The organism is Flavihumibacter rivuli (assembly GCF_018595685.2).
Lineage (GTDB): Bacteria > Bacteroidota > Bacteroidia > Chitinophagales > Chitinophagaceae > Flavihumibacter > Flavihumibacter rivuli.
Window position 1 is genome coordinate 2006431 of record NZ_CP092334.1, and the last position, 16236, is coordinate 2022666.

Here is a 16236-nt window from a genome sequence, read left to right on the forward strand (position 1 = left end):
TTGGCACAAATTAACCCTGAATACAATTACTTTAGCAACCTATAAGTGCTAAATCTCTATTTCCACTATTGCTGAAACCATGAATGTACAAGCCATTGCTGTTTTTTGCGGATCACAATCAGGCAACAACCCTATTTTCACCCAGCATACCGCAGACCTGGGCAAATTGCTGGCCATGCTCAAGATCAAACTGGTGTATGGAGGCGGTAAAAAAGGTCTCATGGGTGCCATTGCGGATGCTGTGTTGCTGCATGGCGGGGAGGTAATGGGCGTCATTCCTAAGATCCTCACCGAATGGGAGCAGCAACATGAAGGGCTTACTGAACTGGCCGTGGTACCGGATATGCATACCCGTAAAAAAATGATGTATGAAATGAGCGATGCCGCCATCATCCTTCCCGGCGGATTTGGTACCATGGACGAGCTATTTGAGATGTTAACCTGGAACCAGTTAAAGATCCATGACAAGAAGATATACCTGCTCAATTCAGCAGGATACTATAATTCACTGGTTCAATTCCTGAAAAAATCAGAGAAGGAAGGTTTTCTTTATGAGCCGGTTGAGGAAAGGATCATGGTATGCGATACACCTGTTGAGATCTTCAATAAGCTCCAATAATAATCCTGGTAAAGCTTCAGATCCCTTATAGCCAAAAGCAATAAGGTTTCCCTGCAATTAAAGCCCGACATTAAAACCTATTGAAAAGAAGACATTGTTACCATAGGGCGTACCGGGTTTTACACCAGATACTCCCGACTTATACAGGAGGTCATATTGCAACATCAGGGTCATGCCCCCGTTTCTACCCATCGGTAACAGTGCACCTGCACCAACCAACAAGGAAGGAAGTATGGTCCCGTCCAGGGAGCTCTTACTGTCAGTATAATATTCCTTGTAACTACCCCATATATAGTTCAATTCCGGCTGTAATTGGGCAAATAACTGGGGAATGGGATATAGCCTGCCAAACACATTCATCCCCGCAATACCGTATTCATCCCTTGCTATCACTTCATCCCCGGAGTAATACTTCAATTGGGAATACTGGGCATTGATCCCGATACCTGCAGCGAAGTTCTTGTTGAACCTATAACCTACCTGTGGTGATAAGTTTACCCAGGTATAGCTGCCAAAACTCATCCCAAAATTACCCCCAACGAAAAGCCGGCTCCTGTCAAAGCCTTTTTGTTGTTCCCCATCTCCCTCGTCCTGGGCAAAAACAGCTAATGAGAAAACCAAAAGGCTGGCGGTAAGCAATACTATTCTTTTCATAGCAGTGTAAGTTGCCTGTCAATGTATAAAACTGACCGGCATGGTTTGTTTGGAAATGATTTTCTACTACTAAGGACTAATAAATATGGGGATTAGCTGCATCGTTCATGCCTGGAAATCCCGCCTGGTCCTATGTTAAGCAAGTTAACCAAAATCGCCGGTAATCGAAAGAGCCGAGAGGCTTTTCAATCATTTAACCGTTGTTTTAAAACTTTGGACAGAGCGACTGGCGCTGGTTGCCGCTGTATTCATCATAGAATCCATGCTTGACAAGCGAGAATTCAATGGCCCCCCTTGCACTGTTATAGGCCGACAAAGAAGAAGTAGTAACATCATAGGTGAAACTCATCCTGAAATTCTTCCATTGGAACCCAATGAGCGGGATGATGGATTCCCCTCCGCGGTAATAAGCCCCGCCTATAAGTTGGGTTTCCCCATCACCGCTCAGGTTATAATTCGCACTAAGTCCTGCCACCAACTCCGAAGCCGTGGCCTGGTTGGTATAATAGGCCATGGGGTTGATGATCACCATATCATTCATTTTTATGCTGGCATTTACAAACCCAATATAGCGTGGTGACAACCTGTTATCAAAATTGGTTTCGGTAAAGAAGGTTTCCTTCGGGCGATTGATATGATGTACGGAGAAACCACCATTGAGGTAGATCTTATCAGTCGGGAAATAAGCATAATTCACGCCAACCTGGATATCCATGTAACTGGTACTGGTAGAGTTAAAGAATACACTGGTAGGCACCCCGGCATCAAAGAACCCGGTAGCCTGGTTGAACTGGTCGGGGAATTTCAACCTGGTTGGATCGATGCGCTTATTGGCCCAGCCCACGTTGAATCCTGCTGACAATAAGCTAGAATAGCCCAGCATCTGGTGGTAGGCCAATGAGCCGTAAACCTTGGTGGAAGTGAGGTTGCCACTGCCCGCCACATCACGGAGGATAACGCCACCAACACCCAGCCATCCATTCTCGATCCTATCCCTTAATACCTGCGCATCTCCCCAGATACTGAAGGTCTTGTAGGGAACAGACATAATATTCACCCATTGGTTGCGATAATTGGCACCGATCCTATAATCCGCATCGGGAATGAAGCCGGTATTTGCGGGATTGGTAGTGAGTGGAGAATTGAACCACTGTGAAAAACGGAGGTCCTGCCCCCTACCCTCGATGGCAATGGCCAACAACAATACCATTGTCATTCCTAAGCCCTTCCATAACCTAATTCTTCCCATCTTGATTTCCTTTATTATTATCTGATCAGGGTTATATCGCCTTTTTTGGTTGTCCGGGTTCCGTCAGTAAATTCCACTTCCAGCACGTACGCATATACATCCATCGGCTGCAATACACCATTGAATTTACCGTCCCAGCCAATCTTGGTACTGTTCGTTTCGAATACTTTCTGGCCCAGTCTGTTGAAGATCATCAGCTTCATCCTGCCAATGGCATAGCCCCTTACGAAAACCTGGTTATTGGGTGCCGGACCATTAGGTGTAAAGGCATTGGGCAGGTCAACCTTGGGTACAACTATCGCATCCACATCAAGGCAAAGTGTATCCGCACAATTGTTCCGGTTGATGGCAATGAGGCAGGCATTGAATCTTCCCGTTGCATTATACTGGTGTTGGATGGGTACCCTGCTGGTGGTTTCCAGGCCATCTCCATCACCAAAACTCCAGACGAAGCGCACCGCATCGGGTGAAGAGGTATTGGTAAAGGTTGTTGGTGTATTCTCAACAGGCACTACCGGCGCAAAACTGAATCCTGCCGTGGGAGCTGAACTCACCACTATATCCTGGAAGGTGGAATCCTCAAGGTTACAGGTATTGGAATCAAACACTTTAAGTTTCACCCTGTAAGTTCCCGGGTTAGCGAAGAGTTTTACAGGATCCTTTTCAGTGGAACTTGTTCCATCGCCAAAGTCCCAGAGATAGGTTTGCCCCGCAATGGATGTATTCACAAAGCTTGCATTAAATGGAGCACATCCATTATCAGCTTCAAACTGTGCTTTCACCAATGGGGCGAGGTTAAAATCCCGCTCCAAAGAATCCGGTGCATTACAATAGACCGTATCGGTAAGGATCAGTTTCACCTTATAGGTTCCTGCCGAGGCATAGGAATGATTCACATTTCCAGGGCCGGAAACTACCCTGGTACCATCACCAAAATCCCAGATAAAACTATTACCGGAGAAAGGCTTGCCGGCAGGTGCTGTAGAAAGGTTATCAAAGCGGAACGACAGGGATTCGCAAGGCAATAATTTCACTGCGTTAAAGTCGAGCAATGCCTGGTCTGCCCTAACCCTGATCGTCAGGAAGGAAGTATCCCTGATATTACAACTGGTGGAGTCAATGGCTATTAGCCTTACCCTGAAATCACCCACCTGGTTATAGGTATGCGACACTTCCGGATCGGTTGTTTTCAGGTCAGGACTTCCATCACCAAAATTCCATTCGTAACTCTGTGCATTGAGTACAGTGTCCTTCAATTGTACTGTAAGGGGCACACAACCCGTAGTGTCCTTCACGCCATTAATGGCAGCAGATACTCCTGATCCGACACCGGCAAAATTGAACGAGATCTTCAGCATGGCAAGGTTACATTCTGCCCCGCTGCCTGTTCCATTAGAACCCGAATAGCCATTGGAACAGCACCAGGCACCTGGTGTAACAGGGAATCTGGGCCTTACCCCACCAAGCCCCTGGCTATAACAATTGGCACACATGGCCTGGTAGATCACCCCGTTCTGGTCAAACCTGCTGGTACCGCCATCCACGTGCTCCGAGAAATTGCCATCCTGGCCAAAGAAGGTCGCATAGAGCAATTCAGAAGCATCCCGCTTGATCACAATAAAATAGAAGTCCTCGTTGTCGGTGGTCCTTTTGATGGCATCATTGGTCACCTGCATGCCGATGGTCCCGGCCATGGAAAATTGTGCCAGGTTGGTGCCACCCCATCCCGAAACGTATATATTCTCACACCTGTCCACCAGGAAGGCAACGGGTGAAATGTTTGGCAAAGCTGCATTGGTACCGAAGGTGGTAGTGTATTGCCAGTCAGAAAGGTCAGGCTTTAATTTCCCAATGAATTGTTTCGCCCCCGGTGTACCATAGACCGCATTCCTGATCTGCCATTGCCCATAGGTTACCCCCATCACATAGGGGTCCCCATCCCGATCGAACTCAAATCCCAATACTGCATCGTTGGCATTGGTGCCGATATAGGTTGATTTTTTTAGTACACTTCCGTCATTGGAGAAAATGGCCAGGAAGCCATCGGCCTGGCTGTTACCACCGGGGTTGGGTCCAATGGTCCCCGTCTTATCTCCGGGGAAATCACTACTCCTGGTCGCCCCTCCGATCCAGATATCCCCATTCTGCCTGTTTATACCCAATACATATCCGGCATCCAGTTCACCGCCGCCAAAATAGGTACAGGCCAATACATTGTTCAGGTTAGAATTGGCTTTGATCAGGACAGCATCCTGTGTCCCCCTCAGTGTTTTGAAAGGGGCATTGGGAGTGGTAAAGAAATCTGTCGACTGGGTACAGGAAGCCAGGTAGATATTATCTGCCTGGTCGATCATTACTTCGCTCCTGGCATCATCACCATAAAAGTTCAACAGGCCGCGGTTGGTACCCGTATGGCTGTTATCTGTATTGAGGCCATCATCTCCCTTGCCACCAATGCGCATGGAACCGATCAGGCTCGTACCTGTTGGGTTCAGTTTGGTCAGGATGATGTCGTGCGCACCATTTGGACCAAACCTGTTTCCTGCAGGAAGAAGAGGATAATCCGAAGAAGAGGTCCGGCCGGCGACGATGAGGTCTCCCTTACTGTCTACGATCAGGCTGTGCGGTTGGTCGCTGGTATTGCCACCAAGATAGGTGGCATAAATTCTCCTGGTCCCGGTGGGATCCAGTTTCATGATACCCATGTTGAAAGGACTCTGCCCGTTATTGGCATTGAAGCTAGTCTGGAAGGCGCCGGTGGAAACAGGAAATCCCTGGCCAAAAACGATACCCCCGCTGTACAGGCTTCCATCGCCACCATAAGTAGCCGTATATCCCCAGTTGTCTGAGCGGCTACCGGTAAAGCTTGCGAAAATGAGGGTTGGATCGATCACCAAAATCGCATTCTTATCGTATTGCCCCAGGACAAAACTCACTTTATTGCCTTTCACCTGGTAACGCGACTCCACCACCTTACGCTGTTTGCCATCGCTTTGGTAGGTATAGGGAGGCATTTCCCTGATATCACCCACTGAAGTGGCGATCACCAGCTCCCCCTTTTTGGTGTACAATTTATCCACCCCGTCATATTGCATTACAATGGAAGATGGGTTTCCGCCCGGATGCACAATGAACTCATACTTCACCTGCCCTTCATCTGTAAAATAACGGACATCAATATTCGGATATACATTCTTGTAAGTAACGGTATTGAATATGCGACAATTAGACGCCCATTTGGATGGATCATCACCGAGGAAATAGTTATTGTAGGTGGGCTGTGGCTTCTCCCCAACTACCTGCACACCCGGATTCATGCCATCGAATGACATGGCATAGGCATGGGAACGGAGCACAATGTTTCCGGATTCCCCCGGTTTGTTCCTGATCTCATCGCGGCTGGAATAGTTGCCTTCCCGCTCGTCATGCGCATGACCATGGGCCACTGATGCCATACGGGAAAGGTCTTCCGCATTATGCTGTAATACCACAAAACCGTTCCTGGACAGGAAAAATGCACCATTGCCAAGGTCCCCCATGAAAGTGACCTTTTTATCCCATTGACCTTTATTCTCTACAAATTCCAGGCTATTGGTGTTCCGCTGGGCATAGGAGGTAAGCGTAAGCAGGGACAGAATGATTATGTTGACTATCGGTTTCAACCTCATTGAATTTACAAATTAATTTTGAGAAATCAAGGTCTATCGACTCAGGAGATCTTACTCCAGGCGAGTTTTCCCTTTTGGGCCTGTAAGAAAGTTTTAAGCCGCAAATTATGAGCCGAATCCAACGACGGGTCTTCTTCCAGTAATTGTTGTGCGAATTGCTTGGCCGCATCCAACCATTGTTTATCCTGGACGATATTTGCGAGCTTAAAGTTCAACATCCCACTCTGCCTGGTTCCCTCAATATCACCCGGGCCCCTTAGCTCAAGGTCCTTCTCTGCGATCACAAATCCATCATTCGTTGCACACATTATTTTCAACCGTTCCCTGCCCTCATTGGTTAATTGCTGCCCTGTTAATAATATGCAAAAACTCTGTTCACTTCCCCTTCCTACCCTTCCACGCAACTGGTGTAACTGGGATAGACCGAATTTCTCAGCGCTCTCTATCACCATTACCGTAGCATTGGGTACATTCACCCCAACCTCAATAACGGTAGTAGAGACCATGATTTGAGTATCTCCCTGTACAAAGCGTTGCATATTGGTATCCTTCACTTCAGTTGTCTGCCTGCCATGCACCATACTGATCCAAAACTTTGGTTCAGGGAAGAATGCCTTTACATTTTCATAGCCCCTCATCAGGTTCTCATGGCTTAACTTCTCCGACTCTTCAATGAGCGGGAAGATGATATAGGCCTGCCTGCCCTTGTCGATCTCTGACCGGATAAAATCCATGACCCTTGCCCGGTGGTAATCGTAGCGATGCACCGTGGTGATGGGCTTCCTTCCTGGTGGCAATTCATCAATTATACTATAATCAAGGTCACCATAGGCTGTCATGGCAAGTGTCCTGGGAATAGGTGTGGCAGTCATGACCAGCACATGCGGAGGGATAACGGCCTTCTTCCACAACTTGGCGCGTTGGGCTACCCCAAAACGATGTTGTTCATCCACTACGGCTAGCCCCAATTGGTGGAATTGAACCGCATCTTCTATCAATGCATGGGTTCCTATCACCATCTGGATACTCCCTTCCTGCAATCCCTTCAATATCCTCCTTCTTTCAGCGGTTTTGGTGGAGCCGGTAAGCAAGGCCACTTCTACCGGCATTTCCTTCAGGTAACCGGAGATGCCCTGAAAATGCTGGGTGGCCAATATTTCCGTTGGCGCCATCAGGCAGCTTTGGTAACCATTGTCCGCTGCCAGCAGCATGCTCAGCAATGCCACCATTGTTTTTCCACTTCCCACATCCCCTTGCAGCAGCCTGTTCATTTGCCTTCCCTGCCCCATATCCTGCCTGATCTCTTTCAATACCCGCTTTTGTGCACCTGTCAGGGCAAAAGGAAGGTATTTATGGTAGAAGGTATTGAAAAGTTCCCCCACCTGGCCGAACACTACACCCTTGGAATACCGGTGGCGTTGAAGTCGAACCAATCCCAACCGGAGTTGGGCAATGAAGAGTTCTTCAAACTTCAACCTGGCCAGGGCCTTCTGGTAATTTGCTTCAGAGGAGGGGAAATGAATCTGCTGGTAACTATGGAAACGGGATGGGAATTTGAAATGCTGCAGATAGGGTTCAGGTAAATTCTCCGCCAGGTCTGCTTCTTTCAAAGCGGAAAGAAGGGTGTAGGTCAAGCGGCCGATCTGCCTTCCGCCTAATCCCTTTGCCTTCAATTTTTCCGTACTGGGATAAACAGGTTCAAGGAAGGCCTTACCACCGGCTTTATCCGGGCTATAGGCCTCCAGTTCCGGGTGGTTGATCTGGGGTATTCCATTGAAGAAGCCGACCCTTCCGTAGATCAGGAAAGCCTTGCCCTGTTCCAATGATTTTTGTATCCAGGATATCCCCTGGAACCATACCAGTTCCATTTCACCAGTCTTATCCCTTACCCTGGCCACCAAACGTTTTGCGCGCTTCTCACCCAGCACTGCAATACTGGTAATGCTGCCGACCACCTGCACGTACTCCATACCCGGTTGGATGGAAAGGATAGGCGTTACCTTGGTCTTATCAATATGCCTTAAGGGGAAATGCTCAAGAAGGTCTTTGAAGGTGAAAATATTCAACTCCTTTTTCAACAGGTCACCCTTCAGGGGACCTACTCCTTTCAGGTACTCAATGGGACTGGATAATATGGAAGCTTCGTAACTGATAGCTATGATTTGCTGCAAAAATAAACAATGCTGGTTGCTGAAAAGTTAATGTGGTCGATCAATGCCCATTGTGACCATTTCCATTATGGACATTACCCTTATAGGTCTTGGGCGTATGGAGAAATTCCCTACGCTTGCTCTTGACCCTAAGCAAGGCCTTTAGCATGGAGAATAACAATAGTGGAAGTGCCAACACTGCTTTCAATGTCCACCAGGAAAAATAGCGGGAAGGCATTGCAATCACAAGGGTAAGAATGAAGAACAGGCCAAGACTAAGCCACCAACCCGATTCAGGGAAGAAAAGGTTGAGTTGGAAAATGCGCTCCATCAGCATCAACACCAATATGAAAAAAAACACGACAATGTAAAGAGACCTTGGCAACAGCAGGTTCTGGATCAGTTTGCTGGTGTAATAACGGTCATGCTGAACAGCCTTCATATCGGGCTGAAGCAGGCGCCGCAGGTGGTACCATTGTGCCTCCAGCCACCTTACCCGCTGCTTTTCGAAAACTTCATGTGTAGCTACTTTTTCATCCAACACCCATGCGTCGGGAAGGTAGTACATGTGGATGCCGCGCTTCAACAACTGAAGGTCAATTTCCCTGTCTTCACCCGGGTTATCCAGGATTTCGGGCAACCTTAAAATAGATCGGATCAGGGAAAAGCGAAAAGCCATACCTGAACCACTGGGTGCGGCAGAAAATCCAAGGGCCTGCTGGCCCAGCCTGAAAAAATGGTTATTGATCTCTTCGCTGATCCCATCCATCAGGGCGATAGGGGTATCTTCATTCTTGGCAGTACGATGGCATTGAATGGCATCATAGCCTGCATGAAATGCATCATTCACTTTTCCCAGGGTCCCAGGCAACATAATGTTGTCTGCATCAAGCACCATCACCAGGTCATATTCCTCTTCCGGTATGGACTCCAACCCCTTGTTCAATGATCTCGCTTTCATCTTTGCATCAATGGTAACGACACTTGCCCCAAATGACCTGAGGGTATCGAGGGTTGCCGGCCGGAGGGAATCGGCCACTACAAACACATGGAATTTATCCCTGGGATAGTCGTGTGCCAGCGAAGATGGTACGGTAGACAGGATCACCTCATCATCCTTGTAAGAAGTAAATAGAACGGCGATCCTGGCGAAACTGGTCGCAGGCGCCATCTCAGGGTGATGGTAAAACATTCCCGCCACAGCGATCACCAGCAGGTAGGCGATACTGCAGAACAAATAAAGGAAAAGAACAAATCCCAGGATATGGAGGAAAATGGACAAATTATTGAATGAGTTAAGGATAATTGTTTAGGATCTTGGTTCCGCACCAGTGATTAAACATTGGAAAATAAATAAAATATCAGCTACCAGCAATTCGTGATAAAAAATTTCGATAACCGGGAGCTATCGGGTACCTATAATCGAAAAGCCGGCAGGTGCCGGCTTTCTTTATTTTCATTCTATCGTAATGCTTATGCGGGATTCGATTTCTGGATCAGTGCCGGAGGTGTTTTGGCCATGATCCAAAGGTCAAGCAGGAAATTCTGGCGCTGGGAATATTCAATATCCAGTTTGATACGCTCTTCCACATTCATGAAATGCCTGTCGTTCTTCCTGATCTGCCAAAGCCCTGTAATTCCAGCAGGTGCCATAAAACGCTTTGCCCATTCATCCGTGGTCAGCATTGCAGCTTCATAGAGGGGGAGTGGTCTATTGCCTACAATCGACATGTCGCCGATGAGCACATTGATCAATTGGGGCAGTTCATCCAGGCTGGTCTTGCGCAGGAATTTTCCTAACCTTGTCGCCCTGGGGTCATTGCTCACCTTAAAGAACACACAGCCCGCACCGCTACCAAATTCATTGAGGTGTACAAGTTGGTCCATCTGCTTGTCAGCACCAAACTCCATGGTCCTGAACTTGAAAAAGTTAAAGATCCTATACCCGCGGCCTGCCCTTTTGGAGATATAGAAGACCGGCCCCCTGCTTTCTAATTTAATGGCCAGGGCGATCAAAAGCATCAGCGGACTAAGGATAACCAGGGCTGAAAAAGCAAATAGTATATCGAAGGACCTCCTGAAGGGATTGGCCTTGATGGAAGCAGCAATGGCTTCCTGTTCTGCTTTAAATGCGTCTTCCTTATCGATGGCCCTTTTCTTGATCTTACCAAGGAAATCCACCCGGCTAAGCAGTTTTTCATCAGCCTTCTTCAGGTCGATCACATCATCAAAAAGCTGGCGCAATGAACAGCGGTCCTCATTAGCGGCGAGGGATGCAGGTACATGAAGGATGAGCGGGACAGCCTTGAACAATTCACTATTCCTCAGATAAGTTCTCAGGCGGGTTACCTCACTCCTGTCCAGGGCATGGTCAATAAAGATAACAGTCGGGGCAATTTTCTTTTGGGAGGCGATCCTTTCCAAAATGTTCAGGGCTTTCTCTACATTCTCAGCGGCATATCCACCATCAAAGAAATTAACCAATAAATCAATATTGCCAGAATTCTTGCCGATGAGGAAAAACTCCCGGGAGTGAATCTGGACTATAGGCGCAGCCTCTACCTCCCTCAAAACGGAATACCGTTTATAGGTGGATGGGTTGTTGGTTAGATTTAATGGCATGGTTTGTTCCATACAGGTAGGTTTTGGGATCAGAGAGTTTAAGCTTTACACCACTTTCAGGAGACCCTTTTTCAAAGGCCTTACCTCACCAAGGTGATTTTCAAGTTCATTCAAAAGGTCAATCGGATTAAAGGGCTTAGTGAAAAATGCATTTACGGCATAATTCTTGCAACGAATTTTTAATTCCTGTTCTGGCAGGGATGATATGACCACCAAAGGAATATTATCATAAAGGCCACTGGACTTGAAGTATTCTACCATTTCCCATGGTTCGGTATCCGGTAATTCAGGGTCAATGACTATGGCTGCCGGAACATTGGACCTTGACAGCCAAAACATTGCATCACTGGCATCAGTGGCTGCGATAATTTTAAACTTATCCTGAAGTACGGTTTGCAGTAAAAATCTTAGTGCTTTACTTGCGGTGATCACGAGTATAATTCTCTTCATTCCAGGGTAGAGTTAAGCATTGAAAAATGGTTTGTTTTTCAAATCGCTTGATAGTTGGAATCATTAGGCTCACAAGAGGTATTGGGATCACAGCAAGATTTCCTGGCGGGAGGAAATGAGTCGTTGGTAAAACGGTGGGTTCTTAGGATTGCTGGAGAGAATTTGCTGCTATCAGTGCCAATATAGGGGGGATATAAAATCCTGTTTCCTTTGTTAAAAATAATAACAATTTTGAATCTGTGAAATATTGACGGGTTTATTTTTTTATTCACACCCCTTTTTCGCCTAATTATCCCCGTTTACCTTTAGGATTGTCTATTCCCGGTTAAGGGTAGACGCCCCGACTTCTCCCAATTGGCTGAGCTTTTCCCATTGATATATAGCCAAAAGCCGGCAACAACTGCCGAGTTCATGAAGACAAAATAATAAGGCACCATCCAGGCCCCGCCTGTATTTCCCTTCCCAGCCTGCCGGCTGCCAAGGTAGGCAAGGGCATAGAACACCAGTTGGGCTGCCAGGGCAATTCCCCAAAAGAACCCGCCATAGAAGACCCAAAGGAGCAGGTTGCTGGCGAAGATCAGGAAAAGGGAAACCGGCGCCAGGGTCCAGCGCAAGACCCGGTGGGAGATATATTGGAAGCTTAGGACAGGGTGCTTCCAGAACGCCATTAGCGGAAGCAACCTTCCCATGGCCTGAAATCCTCCGGCTGCAATACGGACCTTTCGTTTTCTTTCTTCACCAAATGAAGCGGAACCCGATTCAATGGCATATGCCTCCGGCACATAAGCCACCTTCTTACCGGCCAGGCATATGCGAAGGGAAAGCACAAAATCTTCCAGAATGGTATCGGGCTCCAATGGCCGGAAGCAATCGCGCCTGATGGAAAAGAGTTCCCCGGCAGCCCCAACTACGGTGTAAAGCCGGTCATCCAGCGTCTTGAGAAAAGATTCATATTTCCAGTACATGCCTTCGCCTTTGGCAACAGCCACTGTTGATCCCGGCAACCCCACCCTTTTCTCACCGGCGACCCCTCCTACCGAAGGGTCGGCATAAGGTGCGAGTAAGTTCCTGAGGCAGTTGGCCGGGAGGAAGGTATTGGCATCCGTAAACACGACGACAGGATCTGAGGCATGGGCCATGGCCCTGTTGATGGCATTGGCCTTGCCCAGGCGGCTGGAGTCATGCAGTACATCCACCCCTTCAAAGGAAGCGGCAATGGTATTGGTGCCATCAGTGGAACCGTCGGTCACCACGAGCAGCTTCATTTTACCTGCCGGGTAATCCTGGCCCAGGGTATTTTTGATCTTACCACTGATCCATTCGGCCTCGTTAAAAGCGCAAATGACAACCGTTACCGGGAGTAAATCCTCATCCTTTTCGGGGACGGCAGCAGACCTTTCCCTTCCACGGGTAAGAAGGAACAACAGTAACCCATAACCGATATAGGTATAGCCGACCACCAGCATACTGGCCCAAAAAACATATTGCAGGAATCCGGTCATGCTATGAGGCTACCAGGGCTGCCGCACCAAATACACCTGCAGAATCCCCCAGCATGGGCTTGGTGACCGGCACATCGAGACGGTTGTTGAAGATATAATACTGAAGGGACCTAACCCCTTCCGAATAGATGGAGTCGATATTGCCAACCCCACCTCCAACGATGATCACATCTGGATCGAGCAGGTTGGTGATAATGGAAACAGCCCTTCCAAAGAAGTGGTTTAGGCGGTCGATCGTCAACCGGGCTGCCGCTTCATTACCTGCCGCCGCCTGGGCTACGATCTCCTTGAGTGTCTTGTCCTTGCCACTTGATTGCTTATAGTATCGCTGTAAGGAAGGTCCACTCAGGATGGTCTCTACACACCCGGTCCTGCCGCAATAACAGGGCCCGCCTGAATCATCCAGATGAATATGTCCCCACTCCCCTGCGATCCCATGCTTCCCATTCCAAACTTTTCCTTCATGCACGATACCTCCACCCACACCGGTTCCCATGATGATACCAAAGACCATCCTGGCCTCTGGGAACTGGTGCTTCACCACCCCCCAATGGGTTTCAGCCAAAGCAAAGCAATTGGCATCATTGGCCAGTTTAACGGGAATGCCTAAGGCATTTTCTATATCATCCTGCAAGGGCTTTCCATTCAATTGGGTGCTGTTGCAATTCTTCATGGTCCTAAGGATGGGATCGAGGACACCTGGTGTCCCGAAACCAATGGTGGAAGGAAACAAACCAGACTGCTGCTTCATATTATCCACCAACAGGGCGATCTGGCCCACAATATGGTCATACCCGAGATGGGCCTCCGTATCCACACGGGTGCGCACAATGGGCTTTGGATCCCCTAACGAGGGTAGGATCACTCCTTCTATCTTGGTACCGCCCAGGTCGATACCCCATATTGGTTGGCTCATAAGGACAATGCTATTAGGTTAAATGAAGTGCACGAAGCTGGTACGAATTTATCCAAAACTTCAGAAGGGTTTACCAAAAACCCACCGCAAAGGATTGCACCAGAAGTTAAACACAAAATCTTGCAAAGAAGGAATAATTTTAAGCAAACCAACTAACATGCTTGCATATCCCATCAGGATCGCATTGATTGCTGCCCTAGGAGGCTTCTTGTTCGGATTTGAAACAGCAGTGATATCGGGCGCTGAAAAGACCATCCAGCAACTCTGGCAACTTTCGCCCTTCTGGCAAGGCTTTACAGTAGCTTCCAGCCTGATCGGCACCGTTCTGGGCTCTATCATTGCGGGTTATCCCGCACAAAGGTTCGGCCGCAAAAAAGTACTCATGATCATCGCCGTTATGTACCTTTTATCTGCTATCGGTTGTGCATTATCGTCAGTATGGCTGCTCTTCATCCTCTTCCGTTTTATCGGGGGTGTGGCTGTAGGTGCGTCTTCAGTAGTTGGACCTATGTATATATCCGAGATCTCCCCTGCCCGGCTAAGGGGAAGACTGGCCGGTTCCTTCCAGCTGAATATTGTAGCCGGAATCTTCATCGCCTATCTCACCAATTTCCTTTTCGTTGACCTTGGCGAAGATTCCTGGCGTTGGATGCTCGGGATCATGATCGTGCCGGCCGCGCTGTTCGCTATCCTGGTCAAGACCATCCCCGAAAGCCCCCGCTGGCTCGCCCTTCAGCATCGTGATGCGGAAGCCGCACCCATCATGGAAAGGCTGGGAGAAGCCGACCCGGCAAAAGCCATGCAGGAGATCAGGGAATCGGTGAGCGATAAAAAAGAAACCCTATTCCAACCCAAGTATTACAAGCCCATCTTTTATGCCGTGCTACTGGCCATGTTCAACCAGCTATCCGGTATCAATGCCATCATCTATTTTGCACCCAGGATATTTGAGATGGCCGGCTTCGATAAGGCAGAAGCCTACCTGCAGCCCGTATATATTGGCGCAGCCAACCTGGCCTTCACCTTACTGGCCATGACCATGATCGACAAATTCGGCAGGAAGACCCTCCTGATCATCGGCTCCATCGGCATGATCCTCTTCCTCTACCTGACCGCCCTGGCCTTCAATGACCCGGCCAATTCGGGAAAGAATGTATTGTTCTACCTCATAGGCTATATCGCCTTCTTTGCCTTCTCGCAGGGCGCTGTTATCTGGGTATTCATTTCCGAGATCTTCCCCAATGCCGTCCGCTCACAGGGTGGCTCCCTGGGCAGTTTCACCCATTGGATCATGGCAGCGATCATTTCCTGGACCTTCCCGGTGATCGTGGAAGGAAGCCCGCAGGGCGGATATTACTCCTTCCTTTTCTATGCGGCCATGATGCTGCTGCACCTGCTCTTTGTATGGCGCGTGATGCCGGAAACCAAGGGCCGTTCGCTCGAAGAGATCCAGCATGAACTGGGTATCAAGTAGTGATCAAAAAAATACGCTTCTACCATCTGTAATCAAACAGCCGGTGGCCAATGCACCGGCTGTTTGATTACCAACAGGGTAATACAGCTATTTATCCGATCCTCACAGAGGTCATGGTCAATGAGCCTCCTACCAGGTGATCATTGAAAAAACTGATCGCATCTTTCGGCGTTTGCAAACCAAGCGTATAAAGGAGCGGATAATAATGATCAGGTGTTGGTATCGACAATAAGGCCGGGGCGCCCATTTGCTGGTAATGGATCAATTCCTGGTGGCGACCGGAAAGGATATTATCCTTGAACACCTGGTTCATTTCAATGGCCCAGTCATACCCATAATTTGGTACATCCAGTTTATCCCAGGCCACCATCCTGAGGTTGTGCACCATATTGCCACTTCCGATGACCAGCACACCGCGCCTGCGGAGTTCCATCAATTCCTTCGCCAGTGCATAATGATAGGCAGCGGGCTTCCCATAATCTATACTGAATTGAAGGACCGGTATCCGGGCACCAGGATACATATGCCGCACCACTGTCCATGCACCATGGTCCAGGCCCCAGTCATGGTCAAGTCCAACCTGGGTAGAGCTTACCAGCTTTGCTGTTTCAGCCGCCAACCTGGGATCACCGGGTGCAGGGTATTGCACCTGGTACAAGGCCTCCGGGAATCCACCGAAATCATGAATGGTTCTTGGTGTATCCATGGCTGTTATGAAGGTGCCGTTCGTGAGCCAATGCGCAGAGATCACCAATACCGCCTTAGGCTCGGGAATGGAGCCAGCCATCTCCTTCCAGCCCCTGCTGAAATCATTATCCTCAATACCATTCATGGGGGAACCATGGCCGATAAAGAGCACCGGCATCAAGCGATCCTGCTCCTGGAAAGTATCCGTTAACTGTTTTAGTTCCGATAATGTAGCCATAACCTTA

12 protein-coding genes are annotated in these 16236 nt (G+C 48.5%); 2 read left to right on the forward strand and 10 right to left on the reverse strand.

Translation table 11 applies throughout. The annotated features are described in order from the left end of the window. The first annotated feature begins 79 nt into the window (after positions 1-79). The gene (locus KJS94_RS08780; RefSeq protein WP_214447597.1) at positions 80-619 is read left to right on the forward strand and encodes an LOG family protein; all 540 of its coding nucleotides are present in this window, start codon (positions 80-82) and stop codon (positions 617-619) included. 57 nt (positions 620-676) lie between these two features. On the opposite strand, the gene KJS94_RS08785 is transcribed toward KJS94_RS08780, so the two are convergent. The 9 genes from KJS94_RS08785 to KJS94_RS08825 form a co-directional block, all read right to left on the reverse strand. Then, positions 677-1273 carry a hypothetical protein gene (locus KJS94_RS08785; RefSeq protein WP_214447596.1) on the reverse strand — a complete coding sequence of 199 codons (597 nt, stop codon included), beginning with the start codon at positions 1271-1273 and terminating at the stop codon, positions 677-679. A 205-nt stretch (positions 1274-1478) separates the two neighbouring features. Further along, the gene (locus KJS94_RS08790) at positions 1479-2489 is read right to left on the reverse strand and encodes a PorP/SprF family type IX secretion system membrane protein (RefSeq protein WP_239804345.1); all 1011 of its coding nucleotides are present in this window, start codon (positions 2487-2489) and stop codon (positions 1479-1481) included. Positions 2490-2539: 50 nt separating this feature from the next. Next, on the reverse strand, positions 2540-6190 hold the full coding sequence (locus KJS94_RS08795; protein ID WP_214447594.1) for a DUF7948 domain-containing protein: 3651 nt from the start codon (positions 6188-6190) through the stop codon (positions 2540-2542). Between the two features lie 41 nt (positions 6191-6231). Then, on the reverse strand, positions 6232-8361 hold the full coding sequence (gene recG, locus KJS94_RS08800; RefSeq protein WP_256449996.1) for an ATP-dependent DNA helicase RecG: 2130 nt from the start codon (positions 8359-8361) through the stop codon (positions 6232-6234). Between the two features lie 40 nt (positions 8362-8401). Beyond that, positions 8402-9622 carry a glycosyltransferase family 2 protein gene (locus tag KJS94_RS08805; protein WP_214447593.1) on the reverse strand — a complete coding sequence of 407 codons (1221 nt, stop codon included), beginning with the start codon at positions 9620-9622 and terminating at the stop codon, positions 8402-8404. Positions 9623-9813: 191 nt separating this feature from the next. After that, positions 9814-10974 (reverse strand): sugar transferase, encoded by a 1161-nt coding sequence (locus KJS94_RS08810; RefSeq protein ID WP_214447592.1) that lies wholly within the window; start codon positions 10972-10974, stop codon positions 9814-9816. A gap of 33 nt (positions 10975-11007) precedes the next feature. Beyond that, complete coding sequence (locus tag KJS94_RS08815) at positions 11008-11412, reverse strand: response regulator (RefSeq protein WP_214447591.1); 405 nt, start codon at positions 11410-11412, stop codon at positions 11008-11010. Between the two features lie 305 nt (positions 11413-11717). Continuing rightward, positions 11718-12914 carry a glycosyltransferase family 2 protein gene (locus KJS94_RS08820; RefSeq protein WP_214447590.1) on the reverse strand — a complete coding sequence of 399 codons (1197 nt, stop codon included), beginning with the start codon at positions 12912-12914 and terminating at the stop codon, positions 11718-11720. Position 12915: 1 nt separating this feature from the next. Continuing rightward, positions 12916-13830 (reverse strand): ROK family protein, encoded by a 915-nt coding sequence (locus KJS94_RS08825; RefSeq protein WP_214447589.1) that lies wholly within the window; start codon positions 13828-13830, stop codon positions 12916-12918. A 157-nt stretch (positions 13831-13987) separates the two neighbouring features. Between KJS94_RS08825 and KJS94_RS08830 the strand changes: the two genes are divergently transcribed. After that, positions 13988-15304: a sugar porter family MFS transporter gene (locus KJS94_RS08830; RefSeq protein ID WP_239804347.1), complete on the forward strand. Its 1317-nt coding sequence runs from the start codon at positions 13988-13990 to the stop codon at positions 15302-15304. Positions 15305-15395: 91 nt separating this feature from the next. Here KJS94_RS08830 and ygiD read toward each other — a convergent pair whose 3' ends face one another. Continuing rightward, positions 15396-16229, reverse strand: coding sequence for a 4,5-DOPA-extradiol-dioxygenase (ygiD, locus tag KJS94_RS08835; protein WP_214447587.1), 834 nt, complete (start codon positions 16227-16229; stop codon positions 15396-15398). Positions 16230-16236 lie beyond the last annotated feature (7 nt).

What these genes read in the sequence shown, in the direction of transcription:
- KJS94_RS08780 (WP_214447597.1), top strand. Translation starts at nt 80, where the DNA reads ATGAATGTACAAGCCATTGCTGTTTTTTGCGGATCACAATCAGGCAAC.
- KJS94_RS08785 (WP_214447596.1), bottom strand. Translation starts at nt 1,273, where the DNA reads ATGAAAAGAATAGTATTGCTTACCGCCAGCCTTTTGGTTTTCTCATTA.
- KJS94_RS08790 (WP_239804345.1), bottom strand. Translation starts at nt 2,489, where the DNA reads ATGACAATGGTATTGTTGTTGGCCATTGCCATCGAGGGTAGGGGGCAG.
- KJS94_RS08795 (WP_214447594.1), bottom strand. Translation starts at nt 6,190, where the DNA reads ATGAGGTTGAAACCGATAGTCAACATAATCATTCTGTCCCTGCTTACG.
- KJS94_RS08810 (WP_214447592.1), bottom strand. Translation starts at nt 10,974, where the DNA reads ATGGAACAAACCATGCCATTAAATCTAACCAACAACCCATCCACCTAT.
- KJS94_RS08815 (WP_214447591.1), bottom strand. Translation starts at nt 11,412, where the DNA reads ATGAAGAGAATTATACTCGTGATCACCGCAAGTAAAGCACTAAGATTT.
- KJS94_RS08820 (WP_214447590.1), bottom strand. Translation starts at nt 12,914, where the DNA reads ATGACCGGATTCCTGCAATATGTTTTTTGGGCCAGTATGCTGGTGGTC.
- KJS94_RS08825 (WP_214447589.1), bottom strand. Translation starts at nt 13,830, where the DNA reads ATGAGCCAACCAATATGGGGTATCGACCTGGGCGGTACCAAGATAGAA.
- KJS94_RS08830 (WP_239804347.1), top strand. Translation starts at nt 13,988, where the DNA reads ATGCTTGCATATCCCATCAGGATCGCATTGATTGCTGCCCTAGGAGGC.
- ygiD (WP_214447587.1), bottom strand. Translation starts at nt 16,229, where the DNA reads ATGGCTACATTATCGGAACTAAAACAGTTAACGGATACTTTCCAGGAG.